The 24269-nt window shown below is 51.1% G+C and carries 19 protein-coding genes; 12 read left to right on the top strand and 7 right to left on the bottom strand.

The window, feature by feature from the left end; translation table 11 throughout:
- Positions 1-38: 38 nt before the first annotated feature.
- Positions 39-3944 carry an ATP-dependent RNA helicase HrpA gene (gene hrpA, locus M2387_RS01315; protein WP_259046685.1) on the bottom strand — a complete coding sequence of 1302 codons (3906 nt, stop codon included), beginning with the start codon at positions 3942-3944 and terminating at the stop codon, positions 39-41.
- A 206-nt stretch (positions 3945-4150) separates the two neighbouring features.
- Between hrpA and azoR the strand changes: the two genes are divergently transcribed.
- Positions 4151-4756: an FMN-dependent NADH-azoreductase gene (gene azoR, locus M2387_RS01310; RefSeq protein ID WP_259046684.1), complete on the top strand. Its 606-nt coding sequence runs from the start codon at positions 4151-4153 to the stop codon at positions 4754-4756.
- A 53-nt stretch (positions 4757-4809) separates the two neighbouring features.
- Here azoR and M2387_RS01305 read toward each other — a convergent pair whose 3' ends face one another.
- The 3 genes from M2387_RS01305 to M2387_RS01295 are packed head-to-tail and all read right to left on the bottom strand — an operon-like array spanning position 4810 to position 7990.
- A complete protein-coding gene (locus M2387_RS01305; RefSeq protein WP_259046683.1) occupies positions 4810-5136 on the bottom strand; it encodes a YdbL family probable chaperone protein in 327 nt (108 codons plus the stop codon).
- Positions 5137-5153: 17 nt separating this feature from the next.
- Entirely contained in the window at positions 5154-5339 is a 186-nt protein-coding gene (locus M2387_RS01300; protein ID WP_259048217.1) for a YnbE family lipoprotein, read from the bottom strand.
- Positions 5340-5341: 2 nt separating this feature from the next.
- The gene (locus M2387_RS01295; RefSeq protein WP_259046682.1) at positions 5342-7990 is read right to left on the bottom strand and encodes a YdbH family protein; all 2649 of its coding nucleotides are present in this window, start codon (positions 7988-7990) and stop codon (positions 5342-5344) included.
- Positions 7991-8200: 210 nt separating this feature from the next.
- Here M2387_RS01295 and M2387_RS01290 point away from each other — a divergent pair, with 210 nt between their 5' ends.
- Together M2387_RS01290 and hslJ are read left to right on the top strand one after the other, a co-directional pair.
- Positions 8201-9190 carry a 2-hydroxyacid dehydrogenase gene (locus M2387_RS01290; protein ID WP_259046681.1) on the top strand — a complete coding sequence of 330 codons (990 nt, stop codon included), beginning with the start codon at positions 8201-8203 and terminating at the stop codon, positions 9188-9190.
- 85 nt (positions 9191-9275) lie between these two features.
- Positions 9276-9704, top strand: coding sequence for a heat shock protein HslJ (gene hslJ / locus M2387_RS01285; RefSeq protein WP_259046680.1), 429 nt, complete (start codon positions 9276-9278; stop codon positions 9702-9704).
- Here hslJ and M2387_RS01280 read toward each other — a convergent pair.
- The gene (locus M2387_RS01280; protein WP_259046679.1) at positions 9698-9964 is read right to left on the bottom strand and encodes a putative hemolysin; all 267 of its coding nucleotides are present in this window, start codon (positions 9962-9964) and stop codon (positions 9698-9700) included. The genes hslJ and M2387_RS01280 overlap by 7 nt on opposite strands.
- A 263-nt stretch (positions 9965-10227) precedes the next feature.
- On the opposite strand from M2387_RS01280, the gene nifJ reads away from it, so the two are divergent.
- Positions 10228-13755: a pyruvate:ferredoxin (flavodoxin) oxidoreductase gene (gene nifJ, locus M2387_RS01275; RefSeq protein WP_259046678.1), complete on the top strand. Its 3528-nt coding sequence runs from the start codon at positions 10228-10230 to the stop codon at positions 13753-13755.
- 98 nt (positions 13756-13853) lie between these two features.
- Here the strand turns inward: nifJ and M2387_RS01270 are convergent, their stop codons facing one another.
- Positions 13854-14804: a LysR family transcriptional regulator gene (locus M2387_RS01270; RefSeq protein WP_259046677.1), complete on the bottom strand. Its 951-nt coding sequence runs from the start codon at positions 14802-14804 to the stop codon at positions 13854-13856.
- Between the two features lie 102 nt (positions 14805-14906).
- Here M2387_RS01270 and M2387_RS01265 point away from each other — a divergent pair, with 102 nt between their 5' ends.
- From M2387_RS01265 to fbpC, 8 genes are all read left to right on the top strand, one after another.
- On the top strand, positions 14907-15341 hold the full coding sequence (locus M2387_RS01265) for a DMT family transporter (RefSeq protein ID WP_259048216.1): 435 nt from the start codon (positions 14907-14909) through the stop codon (positions 15339-15341).
- A 9-nt stretch (positions 15342-15350) separates the two neighbouring features.
- Positions 15351-15815 (top strand): DMT family transporter, encoded by a 465-nt coding sequence (locus M2387_RS01260; RefSeq protein ID WP_259046676.1) that lies wholly within the window; start codon positions 15351-15353, stop codon positions 15813-15815.
- Positions 15816-15992: 177 nt separating this feature from the next.
- Positions 15993-16622, top strand: a complete 630-nt coding sequence (locus M2387_RS01255; protein ID WP_259046675.1) for a response regulator transcription factor — start codon at positions 15993-15995, stop codon at positions 16620-16622.
- Positions 16622-18148, top strand: a complete 1527-nt coding sequence (locus tag M2387_RS01250; RefSeq protein ID WP_259046674.1) for an MASE1 domain-containing sensor histidine kinase — start codon at positions 16622-16624, stop codon at positions 18146-18148. The genes M2387_RS01255 and M2387_RS01250 overlap by 1 nt, the downstream gene beginning before the upstream one ends.
- Positions 18149-18248: 100 nt before the next feature.
- Positions 18249-19583 carry an MFS transporter family glucose-6-phosphate receptor UhpC gene (uhpC, locus tag M2387_RS01245; protein WP_259046673.1) on the top strand — a complete coding sequence of 445 codons (1335 nt, stop codon included), beginning with the start codon at positions 18249-18251 and terminating at the stop codon, positions 19581-19583.
- 138 nt (positions 19584-19721) lie between these two features.
- Positions 19722-20753: an ABC transporter substrate-binding protein gene (locus M2387_RS01240; RefSeq protein ID WP_259046672.1), complete on the top strand. Its 1032-nt coding sequence runs from the start codon at positions 19722-19724 to the stop codon at positions 20751-20753.
- A gap of 62 nt (positions 20754-20815) precedes the next feature.
- Complete coding sequence (locus tag M2387_RS01235; protein WP_259046671.1) at positions 20816-22894, top strand: ABC transporter permease; 2079 nt, start codon at positions 20816-20818, stop codon at positions 22892-22894.
- A 15-nt stretch (positions 22895-22909) separates the two neighbouring features.
- Positions 22910-23959, top strand: coding sequence for a ferric ABC transporter ATP-binding protein (gene fbpC / locus M2387_RS01230; RefSeq protein ID WP_259046670.1), 1050 nt, complete (start codon positions 22910-22912; stop codon positions 23957-23959).
- 95 nt (positions 23960-24054) lie between these two features.
- Here the strand turns inward: fbpC and M2387_RS01225 are convergent, their stop codons facing one another.
- Positions 24055-24252 (bottom strand): hypothetical protein, encoded by a 198-nt coding sequence (locus tag M2387_RS01225; RefSeq protein ID WP_259046669.1) that lies wholly within the window; start codon positions 24250-24252, stop codon positions 24055-24057.
- Positions 24253-24269: the final 17 nt, after the last annotated feature.

The following is a 24269-nucleotide window of genomic DNA, read 5'->3' as shown; positions in this document are numbered from 1 at the left end:
GCCCCGCCGGTATAATACGGCGGGGTATTCTCTACGCTTTACTCACTACTGATCTGCTCCATGGCCTGCAAAATACGCTTATCGGATATCGGATAAGGGGTGCCAAGCTGCTGGGCGAAATAACTGACTCTGAGCTCTTCAATCATCCAGCGGATCTCTGTGACATCATCTTGTTCCCGACGGGTCGGCGGTAACTTATTCAGCCACTGCTGCCAGGCTTTTTGCACGCTTTCCACTTTCAGCATTTGCGCCCGATCCCGGTGCGGATCGATAGCCATTTTTTCCAGCCGTTTTTCGATAGCCTGTAAATAGCGTAACGTGTCACCGAGATGACGGTAACCGTTTCGGGTCACAAAACCACGATAGACCAGTCCCGTCATTTGCGCTTTAACATCCGATAGTCCCAGGGCCATGGTCATATCAACCCGCCCTTTCAGACGTTTATTGATATTAAACACGCAGGTGAGTATCTGCTCGACTTGCTTCGCTATCTCCACGACGGTTTCGTTTAATTCCGCCCGCACCCGTTCATGAAGTTGCGCAAATCCTTCCTCAGTCCAGACCGGCCCCCCTGCGTCAGCGATGAGTTTATCGATACCGCAGGCAATGCAGTCATCAATCAGATCCAGCACTTTGCCATAAGGGTTAAAATAGAGCCCCAGCTTGGCTTTATTCGGCAGTTTTTCATGCAGATACTTCACCGGGGAAGGAATATTCAGTAACAACAGGCGGCGCAGCCCCTGCCACATGGCCTGTTGCTGTTCCAGCGGGTTATCGAACAGTTTAATCGCCACGCTGTCTTTTTCGTCTACCAGCGCCGGGAAGGCTTTCATCTTATAGCCGCCCCGCTTCTGCTCATAACTTTCCGGTAACTGCCCGAAACTCCAGATATGCAGCCCGGACTGCTCAATTCCATCATCCGCAACCGCCGATAAGGTATGCTGAATCTTATCTTTCAGAGAGGCTTTCAGCTCAGCAAGATTTTTGCCTTCAGCAAGTTTCTTATTATGCTCGTCCACCACTCTGAAGGTGACTTTCAGATGATCGGGCACCTTATCCCAAGCCCACTCTTCCCGGTCAATCGTGGTGCCGGTCATTCGACGGAATTCACGTTCCAGACTATCAAGCAAGGGTAAGGTAAAGGGTGTTGCACGACTTAAAAATGCTTCAGCATAGTTTGGCGCTGGCACCAGACCACGGCGTATCGGTTTTGGCAGTGATTTTATCAATGCGATAATCAGCTCACGCCGCACGCCCGGAATTTGCCATTCAAAAGCACTTTCCTCAACCTGATTCAGTACGGGCAGCGGGATATGAACGGTGACACCATCCGCATCGGCGCCGGGTTCAAACTGATAGCTAAGACGAAGTTTCAGCGAATCCTGAACCCATACGTTCGGATAGTCCAATTTACTGACCTGCTCTGCGCCCTCTTTAATCAGCATGCTCTTTTCAAAATTGAGCAAGTCTGGTTCACGCAAGCTGGTCTTTTTCCACCAGTGATCGAAATGCGCGGCAGAAACCACATCCTGAGCAATACGTTTGTCGTAAAACTCAAACAGCGTTTCGTCGTCCACCAGAATATCGCGGCGACGTGATTTATGTTCCAGATCCTCAACTTCAGCACGCAGTTTGAGGTTATCCCGTAAGAAGGCATGACGGGTCTGCCAGTCACCTTCCACCAGAGCATGACGAATAAACAACTCACGACTCAGGACGGCGTCTATCTGGCTGTAATTCACTTTACGGGCGGTGACAATCGCCAGGCCATAGAGCGTGACCTTTTCGACCGCCATGACCGCACCCTGGGCTTTTTCCCAGTGGGGTTCGCTGTAGCTGCGTTTAATTAAATGCTGGGCCAGCGGTTCTATCCATTCCGGATCGATACGGGCAGCAATACGCCCCCATAAACGGCTGGTTTCGACAAGTTCAGCGACAATGGTCCATTTAGGCGGCTTTTTGAATAATCCGGAGCCCGGGAAAATGGAAAAACGGGCATTACGTGCGCCGGTATATTCCTGCTTATCGGTATCTTTCTGGCCAATATGAGAAAGCAAGCCTGTCAGTAAAGCGCAATGGAGCCCGCGGAAATCGGCCGGTTCACTGTTAATCGGTAAGCGCTGCTCTTTGACGACCTGGCGAAGCTGGGTGTAGATATCCTGCCATTCACGCACCCGCAGATAATTGAGGTATTCCTGTTTACACTGACGACGAAACTGATTGGTCGACAGCGCTTTTTGCTGCTCGCTCAGATAGTTCCACAGATTCACATAGGCTAGGAAATCAGACTCTTTATCCTGAAAACGCTGATGTTTTTCTGCCGAAGCCTGCTGTTTGTCCATCGGTCGTTCGCGTGGGTCTTGAATCGACAGCGCCGAGACAATAATCATCACTTCCCTGACACAGCCAAACTTCTGGGCTTCCAGCACCATTTTTGCCAGCCGCGGGTCAACCGGTAACTGCGCTAATAGCTTACCTGATGAAGTCAGTTTATAGGCCGTTTGCTGTTCATCAATAGTGATAGCGCCCAGCTCTTCCAGCAGCCTGACACCATCCTGAATATTGCGCTTATCGGGCGCTTCCACAAACGGGAAAGCCTGAATATCCCCTAGCCCTAACGCGGTCATCTGCAAGATAACCGAGGCCAGGTTGGTACGTAATATTTCCGGATCGGTAAACTCGGGGCGCGACAGGAAATCCGCCTCCGCATAGAGACGAATACAGATCCCTTCTGAAACGCGCCCGCAGCGGCCTTTACGCTGGTTGGCTGAAGCCTGAGAAACCGGCTCTATCGGTAAGCGCTGAACTTTAGTGCGATAGCTGTAGCGACTGATACGCGCGGTTCCGGGGTCAATAACATACTTAATACCCGGTACCGTCAGTGAGGTTTCCGCTACGTTAGTGGCCAGCACGATACGCCGCCCGACATGGCTCTGGAATACGCGGTTCTGTTCGCTGTTCGAGAGACGGGCATATAACGGCAATACTTCAGTATGAGGTAAGGCAAGTTTATTGAGCGCATCGGCGGTATCACGAATTTCACGCTCGCCGCTCATAAAGATCAGAATATCGCCGCGACTTTCCCGGCCAAGTTCATCCACCGCGTCAAAAATCGCCTGCAGCTGATCCCTGTCGGTATCGTCATTATCTTCAACCAGCGGGCGATAGCGCACCTCTACCGGGTAGGTACGGCCGGAGACTTCAATAATGGGCGCATTATTGAAATGACGTGAAAAACGCTGGGGATCGATAGTCGCAGACGTAATAATGATTTTTAAATCAGGACGCTTCGGCAGCAGTTCCCGCAGATAACCGAGTAAGAAATCGATATTTAAACTGCGTTCGTGAGCCTCATCGATAATAATGGTGTCGTACTGTAACAGCAGTCGGTCTTGCTGAATTTCAGCCAGCAAGATCCCGTCAGTCATTAACTTCACCAGAGTGTTTTCACTGACACTGTCGGTAAAGCGCACTTTATAGCCAACCGTACTTCCCGGTTCGCTCTCTAACTCTTGTGCAATACGGTCAGCAACGGTACGGGCTGCCAGTCGACGAGGCTGAGTATGGCCGATCAGCCCTTTAATACCCCGCCCCAGCTCCATACAGATTTTTGGCAACTGGGTGGTTTTACCGGAACCGGTTTCACCGGCGACAATCACCACCTGGTTATCACGGATGGCCGCCAGGATATCGTCTTTCTTTTGACTGACCGGTAAATTTTCCGGATAGCTGATTGCCGGACGGGATTGCTTGCGACGCTGCACGCGTTCCTCGGCAATCGCGATTTCACCGGCTAAAGTATCCAGTAAGTTCTGCTGAGATTGTGGGTTCTTGACCTTCTTCACCCCATGCAGGCGGCGGGTGAAATTCTGTTTGTCGCGCAACATTAAGCCGTCAAGACGGGCAAAAAGAGAAGACAGAGAGTGTGTAGTTATTTCCATCATTGCTGTCGTTAAAACGCTCCAGAGCACGCATGTATAAATGTCTTTTTTATTAATCGGTATTTTACCACACCTCACCGCACCCTGTGTTGTTCAATAAATTTGAACAGAGGGTTCGATTTATTACGCTATCTATCTGGCACCATTGCCAATACATTATCAGCATACCCTGGCAATTCGCCCAGTAATCAAGACACAAGGATCCATCCATGAGCAAAGTTTTAGTGCTTAAGTCCAGCATCCTCGCCGACTACTCTCAATCAGGCCAGCTTTCTGACTATTTCGTACAACAGTGGCAAGCACAGCATAGCGATGATGTCATTACCGTTCGTGACCTGGCGAGCAGCCCGGTTCCGGTTCTGGATGGTGAGCTGGTTGGCGGTCTGCGTCCTTCAGACGCGCCCCTGACACCACGTCAGCAAGAAGCCCTGGCTTTATCTGATGAGTTGATTGCAGAGCTTCAGGCTAACGACGTTATCGTTATTAATGCGCCAATGTATAACTTCAACATCCCGACGCAGCTGAAAAACTATTTCGACCTGATTGCGCGTGCCGGTGTGACCTTCCGTTATACCGAGCAAGGCCCTGAAGGTTTGGTGAAAGGTAAGCGCGTTGTGGTTCTGACCAGCCGCGGCGGCATTCATAAAGATACCCCAAGTGACTTGCTGGTTCCTTACCTGAACCTGTTCCTTGGTTTTATTGGTATCACCGATGTGAACTATGTGTTTGCTGAAGGTATTGCTTACGGTCCTGAAGTCGCTACCAAAGCACAGACCGATGCTAAATCCTCTATCGACAGCATCGTTGCTGCCTGATTAGCGGTGATCCCGGGGTGTATTGTCACCCCGGGTTAATGAATTTCCGCCCGTTACTCTTTTTTCAGCCACTGACCATTCAGCCCGCGAACATACTCCCCACGCCCCGCTTTATTCACGAGCTTCTGTCCAGCCAGTCTGGCGACATCTTCACGTGTTATCTGATTTTTATCTGCCAGTTGCTGATAAACCTGTACCCGGGCAGCATTAATTTTTGCCACCAGCTCCAGCGTCTCAGGATCTTGCTTTACCGCCCCCAGATAACCATTTAACGTTTCGCCGACACGGCCTTGCTCACGCGCCTCATTCAGCGTCAACGCCTGTGCGGGCAGGCTTAATATCAGGGTCAGTAACAGCGCGCCTTTAATGAGTATTTTCATAGGATTATGTCCCGTTATCAGAATACGTCACTACGACTTTTGAGCAAAGACTCAACATCTTTATCAGCTTTAATCAGAATCTCATGCTCAATTTTGACATTCATATTGATGGTTATCGGTTCTTTTGGCGCGGCTACTTCAATACGCGGTACGCAGCCACCGAGCGTTAAGGTACCGACAGACAGTAGTAAAACCAGTGTCATTTTCATTGTTTTTCCTCACAGACATTACCCGGAGCAGTACAGACTCCTGAGGGTAATGCGGCATTTTCCTGAAGCCAGGTTTGTAAGTTCTCACCAAAACGCAAACTGCGCCACAGGGAAAACAAATTTTCCTGATGGCGGTAGTTCAGCTTAACGGTGCTGGTTTTTCCGTTATTACGACTGACCCCGGTAACGCTTGCTGACATGTCCATTTCTCCCAGGTTATCCAGACTCACACTCGCCCAGGAGTGGGTAATTTCCAGATAGCGTATCCAGTCAATTGCCATTCCCGCAACCAGATTATTCGCAACAATCGCATCGGCCATATCGTTATCCATCCGAAAAGTCATCGATCCCGGACTCCTGAGCCAGCCATCTTTTACTATCCATTTGGGGTGATTCAGCCATAACGGCAGCCCCCCATCAAAGCGGCCTGAAAAAGTAAACTGTTTGGGATTAATTGCGTTCACCAGCTCGCTGGAAGAGAGATTTTGCAGACGAATTAACGCCGCGTCTTTCTGCGGCATTCGTAATTGCTGCATCACCACTTTACCGCCCAGCAGGTCAGCACTGACATCGCTTAAATTCAGCGGCTTTTGCTCATCCCAGGGATACCATCCTTGCAAATCAGCGGTAATATTTTTTACGGTAAACTGGTTACGTACTTCAGCAATTCGCAGACTGACCGGGCCACGCGTCCCTAAATGCCAGCGAGAATCCTGATAGCGAAACGGCAAGATAAAGTCGACGCCATTCACCTGGTTATCCGGTAGCCAGACGCTGCCTTGTTTAACGACTCCGTGGCCTCCGGCCTCAAAGCCTTGCCCTGCTGCCGCCGAAAAGGCAACCTGGGCATAGAGATTGCCGTCCTTCAGATCCATTTTCCAGTCAGCCGGCACCAGGGGCTGGAAAACCATTAATGATTGCTTTGGCCACCAGGCATTCCCTCGTAAGCGTTCCGCATCCCAGCGCCCGGACAGGCGAACCGGGCCAATAGCCTCGGCCTGAAGGGCACCTTTAAAGCGGAAGTCAGCGGGCGTCCTGCCATCGACGTCGAATGAGAGTGCCGCAGGCGGCAGGCGGCTCCCGCCTGCGCCAAATGTTGTTTCGCCTGTTTCCAGCACAAAACTTCCGGATAACTGCGGTTCATCTTCCGTGCGGTCCCAAATCAGCGGCCGGGTAAGCTGCAACCGGGGTTTGCTGACATGCATCATTCCGTATCCGAGCTTATCAAAACCCGTTGATAAGCTCGTGAATTGCAGGCGATCCCCCTGCCATTCTCCGTCTCCTTTTACATCCCATTTTGCCTGTACCGGCGCAAATAATCCGTTACCCCAGTAATTCCATTGCCATGCGCCGCTCTGACCGGGAATAAAATGTTGTGCTTTACCATCGAGATGCAAGGTCATCTGACCAAGAGAATTTTGTCTGGCGCGTAAAATTGCCTGTAACCGCCCCTCAATACCCTGGCTGGAAATACGCACCCCCGCCAGGGGCCAGCGCACATCATCGATATTCAGGGCCTCATTCACCTTGCCTCGAGAGGCAAGCAGAGATCCGGGCTGAAAGGCCAGCGTGGGATCAATCAACGACCCGGTTAATAAACCTTGTAACCGCGCATAAAAAATTAGCTGTTCGCGTTTAATCTCACCGGTGAGTCGCAGCGGTAACGCACTATCGAGCAAACTCAGCTTTCCGGGGCCGATATTCAGCACCACGTTGCCCTTCCCGGCTCGCCCTTCTGTCACCATATTCATACGCCCGCTGACGGTCATTTTTTCCAGGCCCTGCTGCCAGTCATCAATGCGTAATGCCAGCCCACCTTGCAGCGGCAATCCCGCATAAGGCCAGTGCCACTGACCGCCGTTAACCTCTAACAGGTTCCCTTCAACAGACCAGGGAAGAGTCAGCAACGGCGTTCCGCTCTTCTCTTCGGCAATGATTAACACGCCTTCGTTTTCCTGCCAGCGCAGCGTCGCATCGAGCTTTCCGATGACATCAGGAGCAATAAACTGAGTGGTCAGATAGCCTTGTGGGGGAATGCCATCGGGATGCAGGGCCAGCGTCAGCTTTCCGACCAGTTCAATCGGCGGCTGGTCTTCGCCAAGACGCAGCTCCAGTTGATAGATATCCAGCGCTTGTTGAGTGAGAGTGAGATGAGTGGAGACTGACGGCCCTTGATAGTGCAGTTCTTGCCTATCGGAGTCGAGTACCAGCCGTAACGCCCCATGGTATTGTGGCCAGGGGGTCACCACCAGGTTGTCAATATTCACCCGGCTCTCAGGCAACAGATTTTGTAAGGCACTGAGCAGTAGCGGGTCGTCGGTACTTTCGTGGCTTGCGGGAAATTCAGACAGGCAATCCGGGTTAACGCGAAGTTCTGCCATCGTCAGTTGCCAGCGGTCGGGGTGGCTGAGCCGGGCATCTTTTACCACCGCCATTTCACAGGAACCTACCCAGTAGCGCACATCGGCGAGAGTGATAGCACTGCGATGGATTCGGGGAGTGGCGTTAAGAGTGATATGACTTCCCGCAGGCAGCCACCAGCCCACCACCGCCGGTAACCAGGAGGTCAGCGTGAAAAACAGTGATAACGGTATTAAAATCAATACCAGTGCTAGCGCAACAAGCGTCTTATACTTACCCTTCATGGGAGGTTCATCTTCCTGATTTCGCATAATTTTCGTCCGATACCTTGTTATTCTGGCATGCCTGAGCCTAAGAAAAAAGTAGTCTGATGATTAAGTTTAACGCGCATAACATAAGAAAAACGTCCTGACAGGCAATGATTCACTATCCTGATTTGTATGCTGAATTTAAGCATGATAATTTTAAGCGATACCTTCCCGGAGAGCACAGTTATGAAACTCGCTATTTACAGCACAAAACAGTATGACAGGAAGTATTTTGAGCAAGTTAATCTCGAATATGGCTTTGATGTTGAATTTTTTGACTTCCTTCTGACTGAAAAAACGGCAAAGACGGCCAAAGGCTACGATGGGGTCTGTCTGTTTGTAAATGATATCGGTAATCGTGCCGTGCTTGAAGAGCTTAAAAGTGAAGGGGTTAAGTTTATTGCCCTGCGCTGCGCCGGGTTCAATAACATCGATCTTGAAGCGGCAAAAGAACTCGATATGCCGGTTGTTCGCGTCCCGGCCTATTCTCCGGAAGCGGTGGCCGAGCATGCTATCGGCATGATGATGTGCCTTAACCGTCGTATCCACCGTGCTTACCAGCGTACTCGTGATGCTAACTTCTCACTTGAAGGCCTTACTGGTTTTACTATGTACGGTAAGACAGCAGGCGTGATTGGTACCGGTAAAATTGGTATCGCTGCCCTGCGTATTCTCAAAGGATTTGGCTTACGCCTGCTGGCATTTGATCCCTATCCAAGCCAGGCCGCGCTGGATCTGGGTGTCGAATATGTGTCGCTGAGCACATTGTTTGAACAATCCGATATTATTTCTCTGCACTGCCCGCTGACGCCAGAGAATTACCATTTGATCAATAGCTCTGCATTTGCCCAAATGAAAAACGGTGTGATGATTATCAACACCAGCCGCGGCGGGTTAATTGACTCCCAGGCAGCCATTGACGCTCTGAAACACCAAAAAATCGGTGCTCTGGGTATGGATGTTTACGAAAACGAACGTGATTTGTTCTTTGAAGATAAGTCAAATGACGTGATTCAGGATGATGTATTCCGTCGCCTGTCCGCATGTCATAACGTACTCTTTACCGGACATCAGGCGTTTTTAACCGCTGAGGCGCTCACCAGTATTGCCCAGACTACACTTGAGAATTTACGCCAGCTTGATAGCGGCGAGACGTGCGCAAATCAACTAAGCTAGTCACAGGCTCCTGTAGATATCAGGAGTATTAAATCATCAACGGGCAAAGTGTGCCCGTTGATGACCTGCAAATGAGGGAGAAGTTATGAAAAGAACGGCCTTATTGATACTGACGACGCTGGCACTGGCCGGTTGCGCCCAGCCATCAGCGCAAAAATCACTTTCAGCACAAGATTTAGAAAATCATCGTTTCGTGCTGCAAAGTGTCAACGGTACGCCATTCGTCGCCGGGGAAAGCACCAACGTGCCGGAACTGAGTTTTGGTGAAAAACTGCAGATATCCGGTTCCATGTGTAACCGTTTCTTTGGCCAGGCCACCCTGAGTGGCGACCAGCTTAAAGCTGAAGGTTTAGCGATGACCCGCATGATGTGCGGCGAGCAGCAACTGAACGAGCTGGATAATCAGTTCGGGCAAATGCTGAGCAACGGCGCACAGGTGAGCCTTAACGGTCAGCAGTTAACGCTGAAAAATGACCAGCACACTCTGACTTATACGCTGGCAAAACCTCAGTAACTTCCGCAGGTCCCGGCGGCAAGCGCATCTTCACTGCATCGCTTGCCGTTTGGCATCGCACACATACCAACGGCACTGCCGTCCAGCTGATGAGCCACGCTAAGCGCCCCTCCCACCATCGCACAATTCGCCTGCCCTTGATTTGACATTGCTGCCCGCAGACCAGGCTGCACATGTGCCGCTGTTGCCTGCTGAGGGGGTTCACTACTGCATGCAGATAAAAAGAGTGCGGCAAAACCGACCAATAAAAGCGAGCGCATGATTTTCTCCAGTGAAGTGCAAAACTTTGCCATCATGAACTATGGATTGCGCAACGTCGAGATGAAAAAGAGATAAATCTGGCCACTTATCTGTTTTTGATCCCATCCTGAATCAAAAATATTGTCCTAATGCCCTGATATAATTTGTGCCTAAGACACAAAAGCGAAAATGTCTTTTTTATATTTGACTAAAATAACAAGACTATTAGAGAAATAATGGCCGAACGGGCCACTTTACTTTTTTGCAATGTAAGGGCTTTTTTATGCAAACTATCGACGGTAATGGTGCAGCAGCCTCCGTGGCGTTTCGTACCAGTGAGGTTATCGCCATCTATCCCATCACGCCGAGCTCCACGATGGCGGAGCAAGCTGACGCCTGGTCAGGAGACGGGCGGAAGAATATCTGGGGTGATGTGCCGCGTGTGGTAGAAATGCAGTCTGAAGCCGGGGCGATTGCGGCGGTCCATGGCGCATTACAGACAGGCGCGCTGTCGACCTCCTTTACCTCATCGCAGGGCTTACTGCTGATGATCCCGACGCTGTATAAGCTGGCCGGGCAACTCACGCCTTTTGTGCTGCACGTTGCTGCCCGTACTGTCGCAACGCATGCCTTATCCATCTTCGGCGATCACTCTGATGTGATGGCAATACGCCAGACTGGCTGCGCCATGTTATGCGCCAGCAGCGTTCAGGAAGCGCAAGATTTCGCCCTGATCTCCCATATTGCAACGCTAAAAAGTCGCGTGCCGTTTATTCATTTTTTTGATGGTTTCCGCACCTCGCACGAAATCAATAAAATCGTCCCCCTGGCAGATGATACCCTGCTCAGCCTGATGCCGCAGAAAGAGATTGATGAGCATCGCAGCCGGGCGTTAAATCCCGACCATCCGGTGATTCGGGGTACTTCGGCGAATCCGGATACCTACTTCCAGTCTCGCGAGGCCACCAACCCATGGTATAACGCGACCTATGCCCATGTTGAGCAGGCAATGAACGATTTTGCCGCCGCAACCGGTCGCCAGTATCAGCCTTTCGAGTATTATGGTCATCCGCAGGCCGAACGCGTGATTATCGTTATGGGTTCTGCGATTGGCACCTGCGAAGAAGTGATCGATGAGCTGCTAACCCGCGGGGAAAAAGTCGGCGTGCTGAAAGTCCGTCTTTTCCGTCCGTTCAGCGCAGAGCATTTACTGTCTGTGTTACCCGACAGCGTCAGTCAAATCGCCGTCCTCGATCGTACCAAAGAGCCAGGCGCTCATGCCGAACCTTTATATCTGGATGTGATGACTTCGCTGGCGGAATCCTTTAGTCGCGGCGGTCGTGCCACCCTGCCACGGGTTATTGGCGGCCGCTACGGGTTATCTTCTAAAGAGTTTGGCCCGGAATGTGTGCTGGCGGTATTTAATGAACTACGCGAAGCTAAACCGCGCCCACGCTTTACCGTTGGTATTTACGATGATGTGACGCATCTGTCACTACCCCTTCCGGTCAACACCCTGCCGAATCATGCCAAACTGGAAGCCCTGTTCTATGGACTGGGAAGCGATGGCAGTGTTTCTGCCACCAAAAATAATATTAAAATCATCGGCAATGCGACGAACTGGTATACCCAGGGTTATTTTGTCTATGACTCGAAAAAAGCCGGTGGCCTGACTGTATCCCATCTGCGCGTCAGTGAGCGGCCAATCAATTCGACCTACTTAATTGAGCAGGCGGATTTTGTTGGCTGCCACCAGCTGCAATTCGTAGATAAATATCTGATGGCCGAACGTCTGAAGCCTGGCGGTATTTTCCTGTTAAATACCCCTTACAGTGCCGAAGAGGTCTGGCACCGTTTACCCCAGGATGTGCAGGCGGTACTGAATCAGAAACAAGCGCGTTTCTATGTTATCAACGCCGCGAAGATTGCCCGTGACTGCCAGTTGGGCGCACGCATTAACACCGTCATGCAGATGGGCTTTTTCCACCTCACCGCGATTCTTCCTGGCGATTCGGCACTCACCGAGCTACAAAACGCCATTGCCCGCAGCTACAGCAGTAAGGGCGAGGAGTTAGTCAACCGTAACTGGCAGGCCCTGGCGCTTGCCCGACAGTCGCTGTTTGCCGTTGAACTGCAGCCTGTCGACCCTGACAGCGCCATGCGCCCGCCTATCGTTTCCGACAGTGCGCCAGACTTTGTGAAAACCGTGACTGCCGCTATGCTGGCAGGTCTCGGTGATGCCCTGCCGGTTTCAGCCCTGCCGCCAGACGGCACCTGGCCGGTTGGCACAACCCGCTGGGAAAAACGTAATATTGCCGAAGCGATCCCGGTCTGGAAAGCTGACCTCTGTACCCAATGTAACCACTGCGTTGCCGCCTGTCCGCATGCCGCTATTCGGGCCAAAGTCGTTCAGCCTGATGCCATGGAAAATGCACCAGAGAGCCTGCAAGCCCTCGATGTTAAAGCGCGGGATATGCGCGGTCAGAAATACGTTTTGCAAGTCGCACCAGAAGACTGTACTGGCTGTAATTTATGCGTCGAAGTCTGCCCGGCTAAAGACCGCCAGAACCCGGAAATTAAAGCCATCAATATGCTGGACAGACTTGAACATCTGGAAGAGGAAAAAGAGCATTATGACTTCTTCCTGAATCTGCCAGAGATAGACCGCAGCCAGATTGAGCGTATTGATATCCGGACCTCACAATTGATTACGCCGTTATTTGAATACTCGGGTGCCTGTTCCGGTTGCGGCGAAACCCCTTATATCAAAATCCTCACCCAGTTATACGGTGATCGGATGCTGATAGCCAATGCCACCGGCTGTTCCTCTATCTATGGCGGTAACCTGCCCTCCACGCCGTATACCACGGATACCAACGGTCGCGGCCCGGCCTGGGCCAACTCGCTGTTCGAAGATAACGCCGAGTTTGGTTTAGGTTTCCGCTTAACTGTCGATCAGCATCGGGCGCGCGTCATGCGTCTGCTGGAAAAATTTGCCGATAATCTGACGCCGGAGCTCTATCAGGAGCTGCATGCTGATGCCACCCCTGAGCAACGTCGCCTCCAGGTGGTTGCCTTGCGTCAGCAGCTTGCAGCCGTTGACGAGGCCGATGCCCGTCAGTTAGTGACCGATGCCGATGCCCTGGTGGATAAGTCTATCTGGCTGATTGGCGGCGATGGCTGGGCCTATGATATTGGCTTTGGCGGGCTTGATCACGTGCTGAGTCTGACCGAAAACGTCAATATTCTGGTGCTCGATACCCAGTGCTATTCCAACACCGGAGGCCAGGCCTCAAAAGCTACGCCTCTTGGCGCGGTCACTAAATTTGGTGAGCACGGTAAACGTAAGGCGCGTAAGGATTTGGGCGTCAGCATGATGATGTACGGTCATGTCTATGTGGCGCAAATTTCGCTGGGGGCACAGCTTAACCAGACGATTAAAGCGATTCAGGAAGCGGAAGCCTACCCTGGGCCGTCACTGATTATTGCCTACAGCCCTTGCGAAGAGCATGGTTACGACCTGGCCCTGAGTCATGACCAGATGCGCCAGCTGACAGCCACTGGTTTCTGGCCGCTATATCGCTTCGACCCGCGTCGGGCTGATGAAGGTAAACTGCCGCTGGCGCTGGACTCCCGTCCACCGTCAGATGCATTAGCTGAAACACTGATGAACGAGCAGCGTTTCCGCCGCCTGAATAATCAGCAGCCGGAAGTGGCAAAACAGTTATGGAAAGAAGCGGCAACTGATTTACAAAAACGCTATGACTTCCTGGCGAATATGGCAGGAAAAGCGGAAAAAACAACCGAGTAATCTTCTTCTGTTAAGTGCCGCAACGCCTGGGTGACGCCAGGCGTTGTATTCAGGCAATGTCTGACTGGATATCAATGCTGGAGCTCGTTTTCACGGTCTTAAGGTTGAGTATCGATCTTTGACTGCCAGTAAAGTGGTGAGCCGAACGCATCAAGATAATAATCGATAATGGCTCTGACATTCAGCGGAGGATGGCGAGCGTTTGGATAGATGGCCGCAATGTGCTGTGGCTCAGTTTTAATGGACATATCCAGCTCTGGCAGCAGTCCAACAAGCTCCCCGCTTTTCAGCCTTTCCCCAATTAGCCAGTCAGGGAATAATACGATCCCCATTCCACCGATCGCGGCAACAAGCAGCGTTTCTGCATTATTAGAAGACATCAGGGGTGAAACTTGATAGTGCACCCATTCCCCTCCGAATTGTCGCAGCAACCAGCGGTTGGGCCCGGAAGATCCACGGTAGACCAGACATTTATGCCGGACCAGATCTTCAGGCGATTCGGGGGCACCATACCGGCTTATATACGCCGGTGAGGCAGCAAGATGGTAAAACTGCTGACCAAAAACCCGGGCGTGAAAAGAAGAGTCCGTCAGCGTACCTATACGAAAAATTACGTCAGCCGGATCCCGATGCGGATCGATGTAATCATCGGTCAGTGTAAGTTCAATGCTCAGTTTCGGATACTTCTCAGCCAGGCCCGGTAGTCCGGGCGCTACATGCCTCTGTCCGAAAAATACAGGCGCGTTAATGCGTACCATCCCAGTGGGCTCAAGCGTCCTCTCATTTAGCTCACGCCGCGCCTCCTCCAGGCTTTCTGTCATAGTCCTCGCATAACGGATAAAGAGATGACCGTTTTCCGTCGGGATAATGGCACGTGTATTACGGTAAAAAAGCTGCTGCCCTAGCGCATCCTCAATCTGCTGGATGACGCGAGAGACCTGAGACGCGGAAATCCCTTCCCTGCGCGCCACGACAGAGAAGTTTTGCGTTTCATAAACATCTATAAAAATCAGCAGAGAGCGAATGCTGATGTTCCCGGGCTCACTCATTGATGCATATCCTGCACAGGTGTTTACCTGATTATGGCATTTTTCTTCTTCACCACAACAAGTAATCTTTTCCGCCTGAACAACTGGAAACTGATTATTGATATGCAACTAATACTGATTTTAATCGTAATTGCCGGAGGAATGGGACTGTCCATAGAGGCAGGATTGCTCGGGCCATTAGGTGGTGAGGTCGGTGACTTATGGGCCACTTTCAGTGTATTTGGTGTAGGCGCCGCACTGACCTTTCTGCTGATGTTATTTTTCAGCCCTCGTAACAGCCCGTCTTTCTTTGCTCAGCCCCCCTGGCAGCTTCTGGGTGGCCTGCTGGGGCCGATTTATGTCATCATCCTGACGGTAACAACACCCGCTATCGGCATCGCCATGACTATGATCGGTATTCTGGCCGGTCAGGTATTCAAAAGCCTGATTATTGACCACTTCGGCCTGCTCGGTACACCGCACAGACCCATCGATAAAAAACGTATTATCGCGCTGATATTCATCATTGCAGCGCTGGTGATGGTTGCACAGGGATAAGGTAACGTTATGACAATTTTCATGATTCTTCTCGCCGTTGTTGGCGGTGCCATGTTGAGTATCCAGGCTGCAATTAACGGGCAACTGGGCAGTAAAGTCGGCGTATTTAAAAGTGCGTTCCTGACGTTTTCTATTGGTGCGCTGGTTACAGGGCTGCTGATTTTCTTTTTTGAACCTGAACATGCACTGACCCTGATGGACGTACCTAAATGGCAGCTGCTTGGTGCCATGTTTGGCGTACCCTACATCATTATCATGGTACTGGCGGTACAGCGTATCGGTGCGGCAATCGCCACTGTCGCCGTGATCTTTGGTCAGTTGACAATGAGCATGTTAATCGACAACTTCGGCTGGCTGGGCAATGCGTCGATTCCATTTTCGCTGAGCCGTCTCGCCGCTATCATCTGTCTGGGGATCGCGCTGTTTTTCATCTATTCCAGCAGCGGGCCCAAAACCGCAAGGTCTAAACTCTGAATCGCTCCGGAGAGCGGGCACAACTGGCCAGGTAAAAAGGGTATCGTCGGTGCAGATGTGCAACTGTGGCAGTCTGATAACATTTTGTTACCCTCGTAACATATTTGTCATAATATCATTGCCATAAATTCTTTCACCCGCATCATAGCGATACCTTGTTTTGCTAAATGACATCTTATGATTGCTGTTGCCCTGGTTGATGACCACGTTGTGGTCCGTTCTGGTTTTGCTCAACTGCTAAATCTGGAACCTGATATTGAAGTTGTGGGTCAGTACAGCGCTGCGGCTCCAGCCTGGACGGCGCTGACCAAATCAGTCCCGGATGTTACGGTGCTGGATGTCGCCATGCCGGATGAAAGCGGCCTGAGTCTGCTCAAACGTCTGCGCCAGCATAACCCCAAGTTTCGCGCCATTATTCTCAGTATTTATGACACCACCGCCTTTGTGCAAAGCGCGCTTGATGCCGGAGCCTGTGGCTATCTCACTAAACGCTGTGGCCCTGAGGAACTGGTCCAGGCAGTACGTACTGTCGGCTTGGGGGGAAATTATTTATGTACCGATGCCCTGAGAGCGCTGCGCCATGCCGGACAACCCTCTAAAGCGCTTGTAAGCTTAACGCCGCGCGAATGCGAAATTTTTAATCTGCTGGTCAAAGGGGAAAGTGTCAGGCATATCGCGGATTTATTGCAGTTAAGCCATAAAACTGTCCATGTGCATCGGGCGAATATTCTCGGCAAACTGCAATGCGAAACCACCGTTGATTTAGTGCATTTTGCCCTGGAAAATAAATTACTGGCAGGCCAGTAATGCGCCGGGAGTTGCGACATATTCTGATGTCGCTGTTTATCTTTATGGCCTGGGGGCTGGGCTGGTTTGCCCTCTGGACTATCAGCTTTTACCTGACCCATAACGGCCAGCAGGCCGCCTTGTTACTGCCTCAGGGCGTGCACCTGGCAATGCTAATCCTGCTCAGTCGCCGTTTCTGGCCCGCGTTGATTCTGCCCGAGTTACTCCTGACTGGCTGGTTGTTACAACAGCAACTGATGAGCGAGTCCCTGATGTTGATCTCGCCGTTTATCAGTCTGGTCACTGTGATTGGCGTGCGGCATTTCTGGCCTCGATTTACCCTCTACTGGCAGCGACTATCTTTGTTAATGGCAGCTGTCACTGCGGACGCCCTGCTACACACTTTGATTCTGGCGCCTTTTCTGCAAAGCCCGGCCACGCTTATTCTGCTGGCCGCCTTTACTGGCGGTATTCTGCTGACGCCTTTTGTCTATTTAATTTATGAGTATCTGCGCCAGCAACGACTGGAAGATTTACTGGCTCTGGAGACCCCTAATCCGCCGCTACGGACTTCGCTGTTAATCTGGTGCAGCCTGTTTTTTATTATAGGCACCGGTACTCAACTGGTTTTTTCACCTGAAATAGCCCGCCTGTTATTGATAGTGGTGTTTCTGCCCAATGTGGTGATGGCGTATAAATTTGGCTGGCAGGGTGGCGTACTGGCGGCCCTGCTGGGCAGCATGATGATCACCATCGCGCGCCAGATCAGCGGCGGTTTTAGTAATCTGCTGGAAATGGAGTTGTTTCTCTCTACCCAAGCCTTGCTAGGTATTGGCTTAGGGATCGCCATTAGCCGCCAGCAGCATCTGGCGAATAATATGCTGCGCTATCGCCAGCGGCTGGAGCAAGAGTTACATGCCCGACGTAGCCTGATGGAGCAACTTGTGCATGCTGAAGAAGGTGCCCGCAAAAGCCTGGCGCGGGAGCTGCACGATGAAATCGGCCAGAATATTACCGCGATTCAAATCCAGTCGATGTTAATTAAACGCACGCAAGACTCTCCCCCGGCCAGACTGGCCGCCGAGCAAATAGATCAGCTGGCCCAGCGTATTCATCACTCAACCCGTCAGTTATTACGTCAACTGCGTCCTCCGGTTCTGGATGAGATGTCGTTAGAAAAAGCGCTCTATCATCTGGTGCAAGAGTTTGCTTTTGAAGAACAGGGCATTGACTGTCGGTTTCACTATGCCCTGCCAGGACAGCCGGCCAGTGAGACCGTAGTATTTACCCTCTATCGTCTACTGCAGGAATTACTGAATAACATCAGTAAACACGCCAGTGCACACCGGATTGAGATAACCCTTTCCCACCGGAATAACGCAGTCTGCCTCGAGGTTAATGACGATGGAGTGGGCTTACCTGCTGAGCACCGCCCTGGTTTTGGTTTACAAGGCATGAGCGAACGCATCCAGGCACTGGGTGGAACTTTTCAGCTCGAAAGCCGAAATGGCACGCGCATAATTGTTAACTTGCCCGCACTTTTTTAACAAAGTCAGGCTAATCCAGGAATAAGTCTTAGTCGACTACAACCTGGTCTCATCCTCTTTCCGATATTTGTTTCTATAGTCGCTTTACACCGGAGGCGCCATGCTCGCTAACAATGACATAAGCCGCGAATACCAGTACTGGCGACCCCGTTTATTGCTGTCGATGATTGTCGGATACGCCGCTTTCTATCTGACGCGTAAAAGTTTTAATTTTGTCTTGCCCGCGATGCAAACCGATCTTGGGCTGGACAAGGGAGATATCGGGTTACTGGGTACCTTGTTTTATCTCTCGTATGGCGTGTCAAAATTTGCCGCCGGGATCTGGCATGACAGACGGGGCGAGAACTGGTTTATGGGCGTGGGCCTGCTGGCGACCGGGATACTGAATATTTTGTTCGCTTTTGGCGGCAGCTTAACAACCTTGGTCATTATCTGGACCCTGAATGGCTTTTTCCAGGGTTTTGGCTGGCCACCTTGTGCGCGGATTTTAACACACTGGTACTCCAGAAATGAGCGCGGTTTCTGGTGGGGATGCTGGAATACCTCCATCAACCTGGGGGGAGCAGCGGTGCCGTTACTATCAGCCTTAATGGCGTTGTGGTATGGCTGGCAGGCGGCTCTCTTAGTCCCCGGCGTTATCGGTATTGTGATTGGATTATGGTTGTGCAGACGATTACGTGGCACCCCGGAAGAACAAGGTTTACCGGCGGTAGGTTACTGGCGCCAGGATCCGCTGGAGATCCGCCAGTTACAGCAAAGCCCCGTGATGCTGCTCTGGGAAATGTTTTCCAGAACCATCCTGAAAAATCGCATGATTTGGCTACTGGCGGTGAGTTATGTCCTGGTTTACCTGATTCGTATCGCCCTCAATGACTGGGGCAATATCTGGTTAGCCGAGAGCCACGGCGTCAACCTGCTTAGCGCGAATGCGACGGTGATGCTGTTTGAGCTCGGGGGCTTATGCGGGGCGTTATTTGCTGGCTGGGGTTCAGATTTACTGTTCCGTGGCCAGCGTGCACCGATGATTTTGTTATTTGCGCTTGGACTGTTTGTTTCTGTCGCAGCGTTATGGTTATCGCCAGTTCATCATTACGCCTTACTGGCAATGTGTTTTTTCACCACCGGTTTTTTTGTTTTTGGCCCGCAAATGTTGATTGGGCTGGCAGCGGTCGAGTGCAGCCATAAACAAGCGGCGGGAACGGTGACCGGTTTCTTAGGACTGTTCGCCTATTTGGGCGCAGCGCTGGCAGGCTGGCCACTCTCACAAGTGATTACTGATTATGGCTGGTCCGGCATGTTTGTACTGCTCACCATTGCCGCAGCGTTGATTGGATTTTTGCTGATGCCCCTGTTAATCGCGGGGCTCAGCTGGCAGGACCGGAGTCACAATGCCACGGAAACGGCAAATACCCTAAATAATTCGAGTGGCTTGTAGGCGCCGAGTGAGGCTCGCCGATGAGCATAGATAAACTATGTGATTCGGCAAGACTCACTCGAGCAACACCCAAGCAACTTGAAGTATGACGGGTAATACCTTACCTCAGGATAATTAATATAACTCAGGATAATAACGATGAAACTGACTGCTCTGTCTACCCTTATCGCCGCGGGTGTTGCCCTCGCAACCCTGTCTGGTGCCGCACAAGCGAAAGGTCGTCTGGTGGTTTACTGTAGCGCCACTAACGAAATGTGTGAGACCGAAACTAAAGCTTTCGGCGAAAAATATGATGTTAAAACCTCATTTATTCGCAATGGTTCAGGCAGTACTCTCGCGAAAGTCGATGCTGAGAAGAAAAACCCGCAGGCCGATGTCTGGTATGGCGGTACGCTGGACCCACAATCACAAGCCGGTGAAATGGACTTACTGATGCCGTATAAGTCTGCCAATCTGGTTGAAATCATGCCGCAATTCCAGGACCCGGCTAAACGTAAAGGGAACTACTCCTCTGCGGTCTATGTCGGCATTTTAGGTTTTGGGGTTAACACAGAACGCTTGAAAGAGAAAAATCTGCCAGTACCAAAATGCTGGAAAGATTTGACTGACCCGATGTACAAAGGTGAGATTCAGATAGCCGATCCACAAAGTTCTGGCACCGCGTATACCGCTCTGGCAACCTTTGCCCAGTTATGGGGTGACGATCAGTCCTTTGATTACCTGAAACAGCTGAATAAAAACATCTCCCAATACACCAAGTCAGGCGTAGCCCCGGCCCGTAACACCGCACGTGGTGAAACGGCGATTGGTATCGGCTTCCTGCACGACTATTCGCTGGAAAAAGAGCAAGGCGCTCCGATTGAACTGATTTCCCCATGCGAAGGCACCGGTTATGAAGTGGGTGGTGTCAGTATTCTGAAAGGCGCTCGTAACGTCGACAATGCCAAGTTGTTCGTGGACTGGGCATTGTCAAAAGAAGCACAAGAGCTTTCATGGAAGAAAGGTAAATCCTACCAGATCCTGACCAATACCACCGCTGAAAGCTCACCACTGTCTCTGAAGCTTGATGACCTGAAGCTTATCAACTACGACATGGACAAGTATGGCGCATCCGATACGCGTAAAGCCCTGATCGACAAATGGGTTAACGAAGTGAAGATGGGCAAATAACCAAATCAGGGTGACCGCCTCAGGTCACCCAATTCTCTTTTCTCTGCCCGATAAGGCTCTTTATGTCTGAAACATTACTTTTGCGTACGCCGCGAAAGCGGGACGCTATTGTCTGGTGTGTCATCGCTTGCTGGCTGGCTTTCGCTCTTCTGCCTAGCTGGAGCCTTGACTATGGCCTGCTGGAATCCACTCAGGAAGAGTGGCTGGAAGCCTATAGCTGGTCGGGGCTGAATATCAGTTTACTGTGGTATCTGCTGCCGACCGTTCTGCTGTTACGCCCTTTCCACCTGGCTAAAGGTGAAAACCTGGGTCGTCATCGTTTTGACGCACTCTGGGCTTTAGGCTGTATGGCATTTATTGTCATTAGCTCTACGTTCGCTGAGCGCGGTATGGGCTATGCCACTATTGTGCTGTTTGTCGCCTTAGGGATAGTACTGACGCTGGCTCTGACGCGTCTTGAATGGCTGGGAGGCGACCGCTTTGTTATCGGCGCGCTGGTGGCCATTATTGCGCTGATTAGCGTATTTATTATCTGGCCGAGCATCGCGATTTTCATCCCGATGTTTACTAACAGCAGCGGTGAGTTTGCCCCTCTGGCCTTTATGGCGGTGCTGAGTAAATCACATATTATCCAGGTGATTATTAACTCCATCGTCCTTTCGGTCGCCGTGGGTATTGGCTGTACTTTCTTTGGCCTGGTACTGGCCATTTATACCACGCGAATTGCTAAACGCAGTGCGCTGCTGGGACGTATTTTCTCTATACTGCCGATCGTTACCCCGCCTTTTGTTGTCGGGCTTGGCGTCACCCTGATGATGGGCCGTTCGGGTTATATTACCGAACTGATGGTCGACTGGTTTGGCCTGGTGAACACAAACTGGTTATATGGTTTTACCGGCATATGGCTGGCGCAAGTTCTGGCCTTTACCCCGATGGCATTTATGATCCTCGACGGAGCCATTAAAACTATTCATCCGTCGCTGGAAGAAGCTTCCTATACCTTACGCGCGAATCGCTGGCAGACCTTTATGGGTGTGTTCATGCCATTGCTGAAACCTGCCCTGGCTAACGCATTCTTAATTGTTATCGTTCAGTCGCTGGCCGATTTTAGTAACCCCCTGGTACTGGGAGGGAACTTTGACGTTCTGGCCACGCAAATCTACTTCTATATTACCGGGTCACAACTGGATTATCAGGCTGCCAGTACCCTCGGAGCCTTCCTGTTAATCTTCTCGTTACTGGTATTCTGCGTACAGTATCTGTGGATTGGAAAGCGCTCCTACGTCACCGTATCGGGTAAATCGTCTCGCGGCGATGTCCAGCCGCTGCCAACCTTATTGGTTTGGGCAGTCGTTGCCTTACTCACCCTTTGGGTGGTCTTTAATACCTTACTGTATGGCAGTATTTTCTACGGTAGCTTTACCGTGAACTGGGGCGTGGATTACACCCTGACGCTCGATAACTTTATCAAGCTGTTCGGACAAGGTATGAATGACGGCGCCTGGCCTTCATTGCTCGATACCCTGTTGTATGCAGGTATTGCCGCACCGATTACCGCGTTCTTTGGCCTGTTGATTGCCTGGGTTGTGGTTCGTCAGCAATTCCGTGGCAAAAAAGTCATCGAGTTCAGCACCATGTTATGCTTCGCCGTGCCTGGTACTGTTGCAGGTGTTTCTTATATTCTCGCCTTTAACGACGCCCCGGTGTACCTGACCGGTACCGCAGCCATCGTGATTATCTCTATGGTGATGCGTAACGTGCCCGTCGGTATTCGCGCTGGTATTGCCGGACTCGGACAAATCGATAAATCACTGGACGAGGCGTCTTTAAGCCTGCGTGCCGGGTCGATGCGCACCATTATCAATATTCTGTTGCCATTATTACGCCCGGCGATTCTTTCAGCCCTTATCTACAGCTTCGTTCGCGCCATTACTACCGTCAGCGCCATTGTTTTCCTTGTTACCCCGGATACCCGTGTCGCCACGGCCTATATTCTGAACCGAGTGGAAGATGGTGAGTACGGCATTGCTATCGCCTATGGATCGATTCTGATTGTGGTGATGCTGGCCATTATTTTCATCTTTGACTGGCTGATCGGTGAGTCCCGAACTTCCCGTTCCAAAGCCAAAAACAACGCCTGATTACGGAATATAACTATGACGCAAGCTCATTTTGTTGAATTACGCAATATCACAAAACGGTTTGGAACCAATACCGTGATTGATACCATTAACTTAGCCATTCCTAAAGGGGAGATGGTCAGCCTGCTGGGGCCGAGCGGTTGCGGTAAAACGACGATTCTTCGTCTGGTTGCCGGGCTGGAAAAACCGACCAGCGGACAGATTTTTATTGATGGTGAGGACGTTACCGAGCGTTCGATTCAGCAGCGCGATATTTGTATGGTATTTCAGTCATATGCTCTGTTTCCGCATATGTCGCTCGGGGAAAACGTCGGCTATGGTCTGAAGATGCTCGGTGTCGCTAAGGCAGAAATCAAGACCAGGGTGAAAGAAGCGCTGGCGATGGTCGATCTCGACGGTTTCGAAAACCGTTATGTCGACCAGATTTCCGGTGGGCAACAGCAACGTGTTGCTCTGGCGCGTGCTCTGATCCTGAAACCTAAAGTCTTGTTGTTTGATGAGCCGTTGAGTAACCTGGATGCTAACCTGCGCCGCAGTATGCGCGATAAAATCCGCGATTTGCAGAAGCAATTTAATATCACGTCCCTGTATGTCACCCACGATCAGAGCGAAGCTTTTGCGGTATCTGATACGGTGCTGGTGATGAATAAAGGCGTGATTATGCAAATGGGCAGTCCGCAGACGCTCTATCGTCACCCTGCCTCACGCTTTATGGCGAACTTTATGGGTGATGCCAACATCTTCCCGGCTCGCTTTACTCAGGATGTGGTCGAGATCTATGGCTACGCCCTGCCGCGTCCGCCACAGTTAGTGATTACCGAGGCAGAAGGTACCGTTGGCGTCAGACCGGAAGCCATCACACTGAGTGACCGTGGCGAAGAGTGTCAGCGTTGCATTGTGCGCCATGTTGCTTATATGGGACCACAATATGAAGTGACAGTTGAATGGCACGGGCAAACGCTGTTACTGCAAGTCAATGCTACGCGTTTACAACCGAATGCGGGCGAGAGTTATTACCTGGAAATCCACCCTTACGGGATGTTTATTCTGGCTGATGCGCCCTGATTGACTGATGCCCGTATCCCTTTGGGATGCGGGCGTTTTAAACACTTGAATACAACAATCCTCTATTCAAGTTCTGTTTTATTCCGAGGCAGTACTCATCGATTCTGAACCGAGAGTTCCACGTCACTTGATAACCCGGCATTAGATGAAAAAATAATTACAGCAAGATCATGCGCTGTTTTTTCCGCCGTCCTCTCAAGCACGCCTTTACCCGCTGCTGTAAGATTGTCTCCAAACAAATCCCGCAACGAAACTTCTTTTCTTTGAGTTGATTGATTGACTTTCAGTAACATAGTGTTTCCCTCCTCTA

The sequence above is a fragment of the Klebsiella sp. BIGb0407 genome (genome assembly GCF_024807845.1).
In the GTDB taxonomy this organism is placed as follows: Bacteria; Pseudomonadota; Gammaproteobacteria; order Enterobacterales; family Enterobacteriaceae; genus JGM124.
The sequence above is the reverse complement of the archived record's forward strand: the minus strand, read 5'-3'. Positions and strand labels throughout refer to the sequence as shown.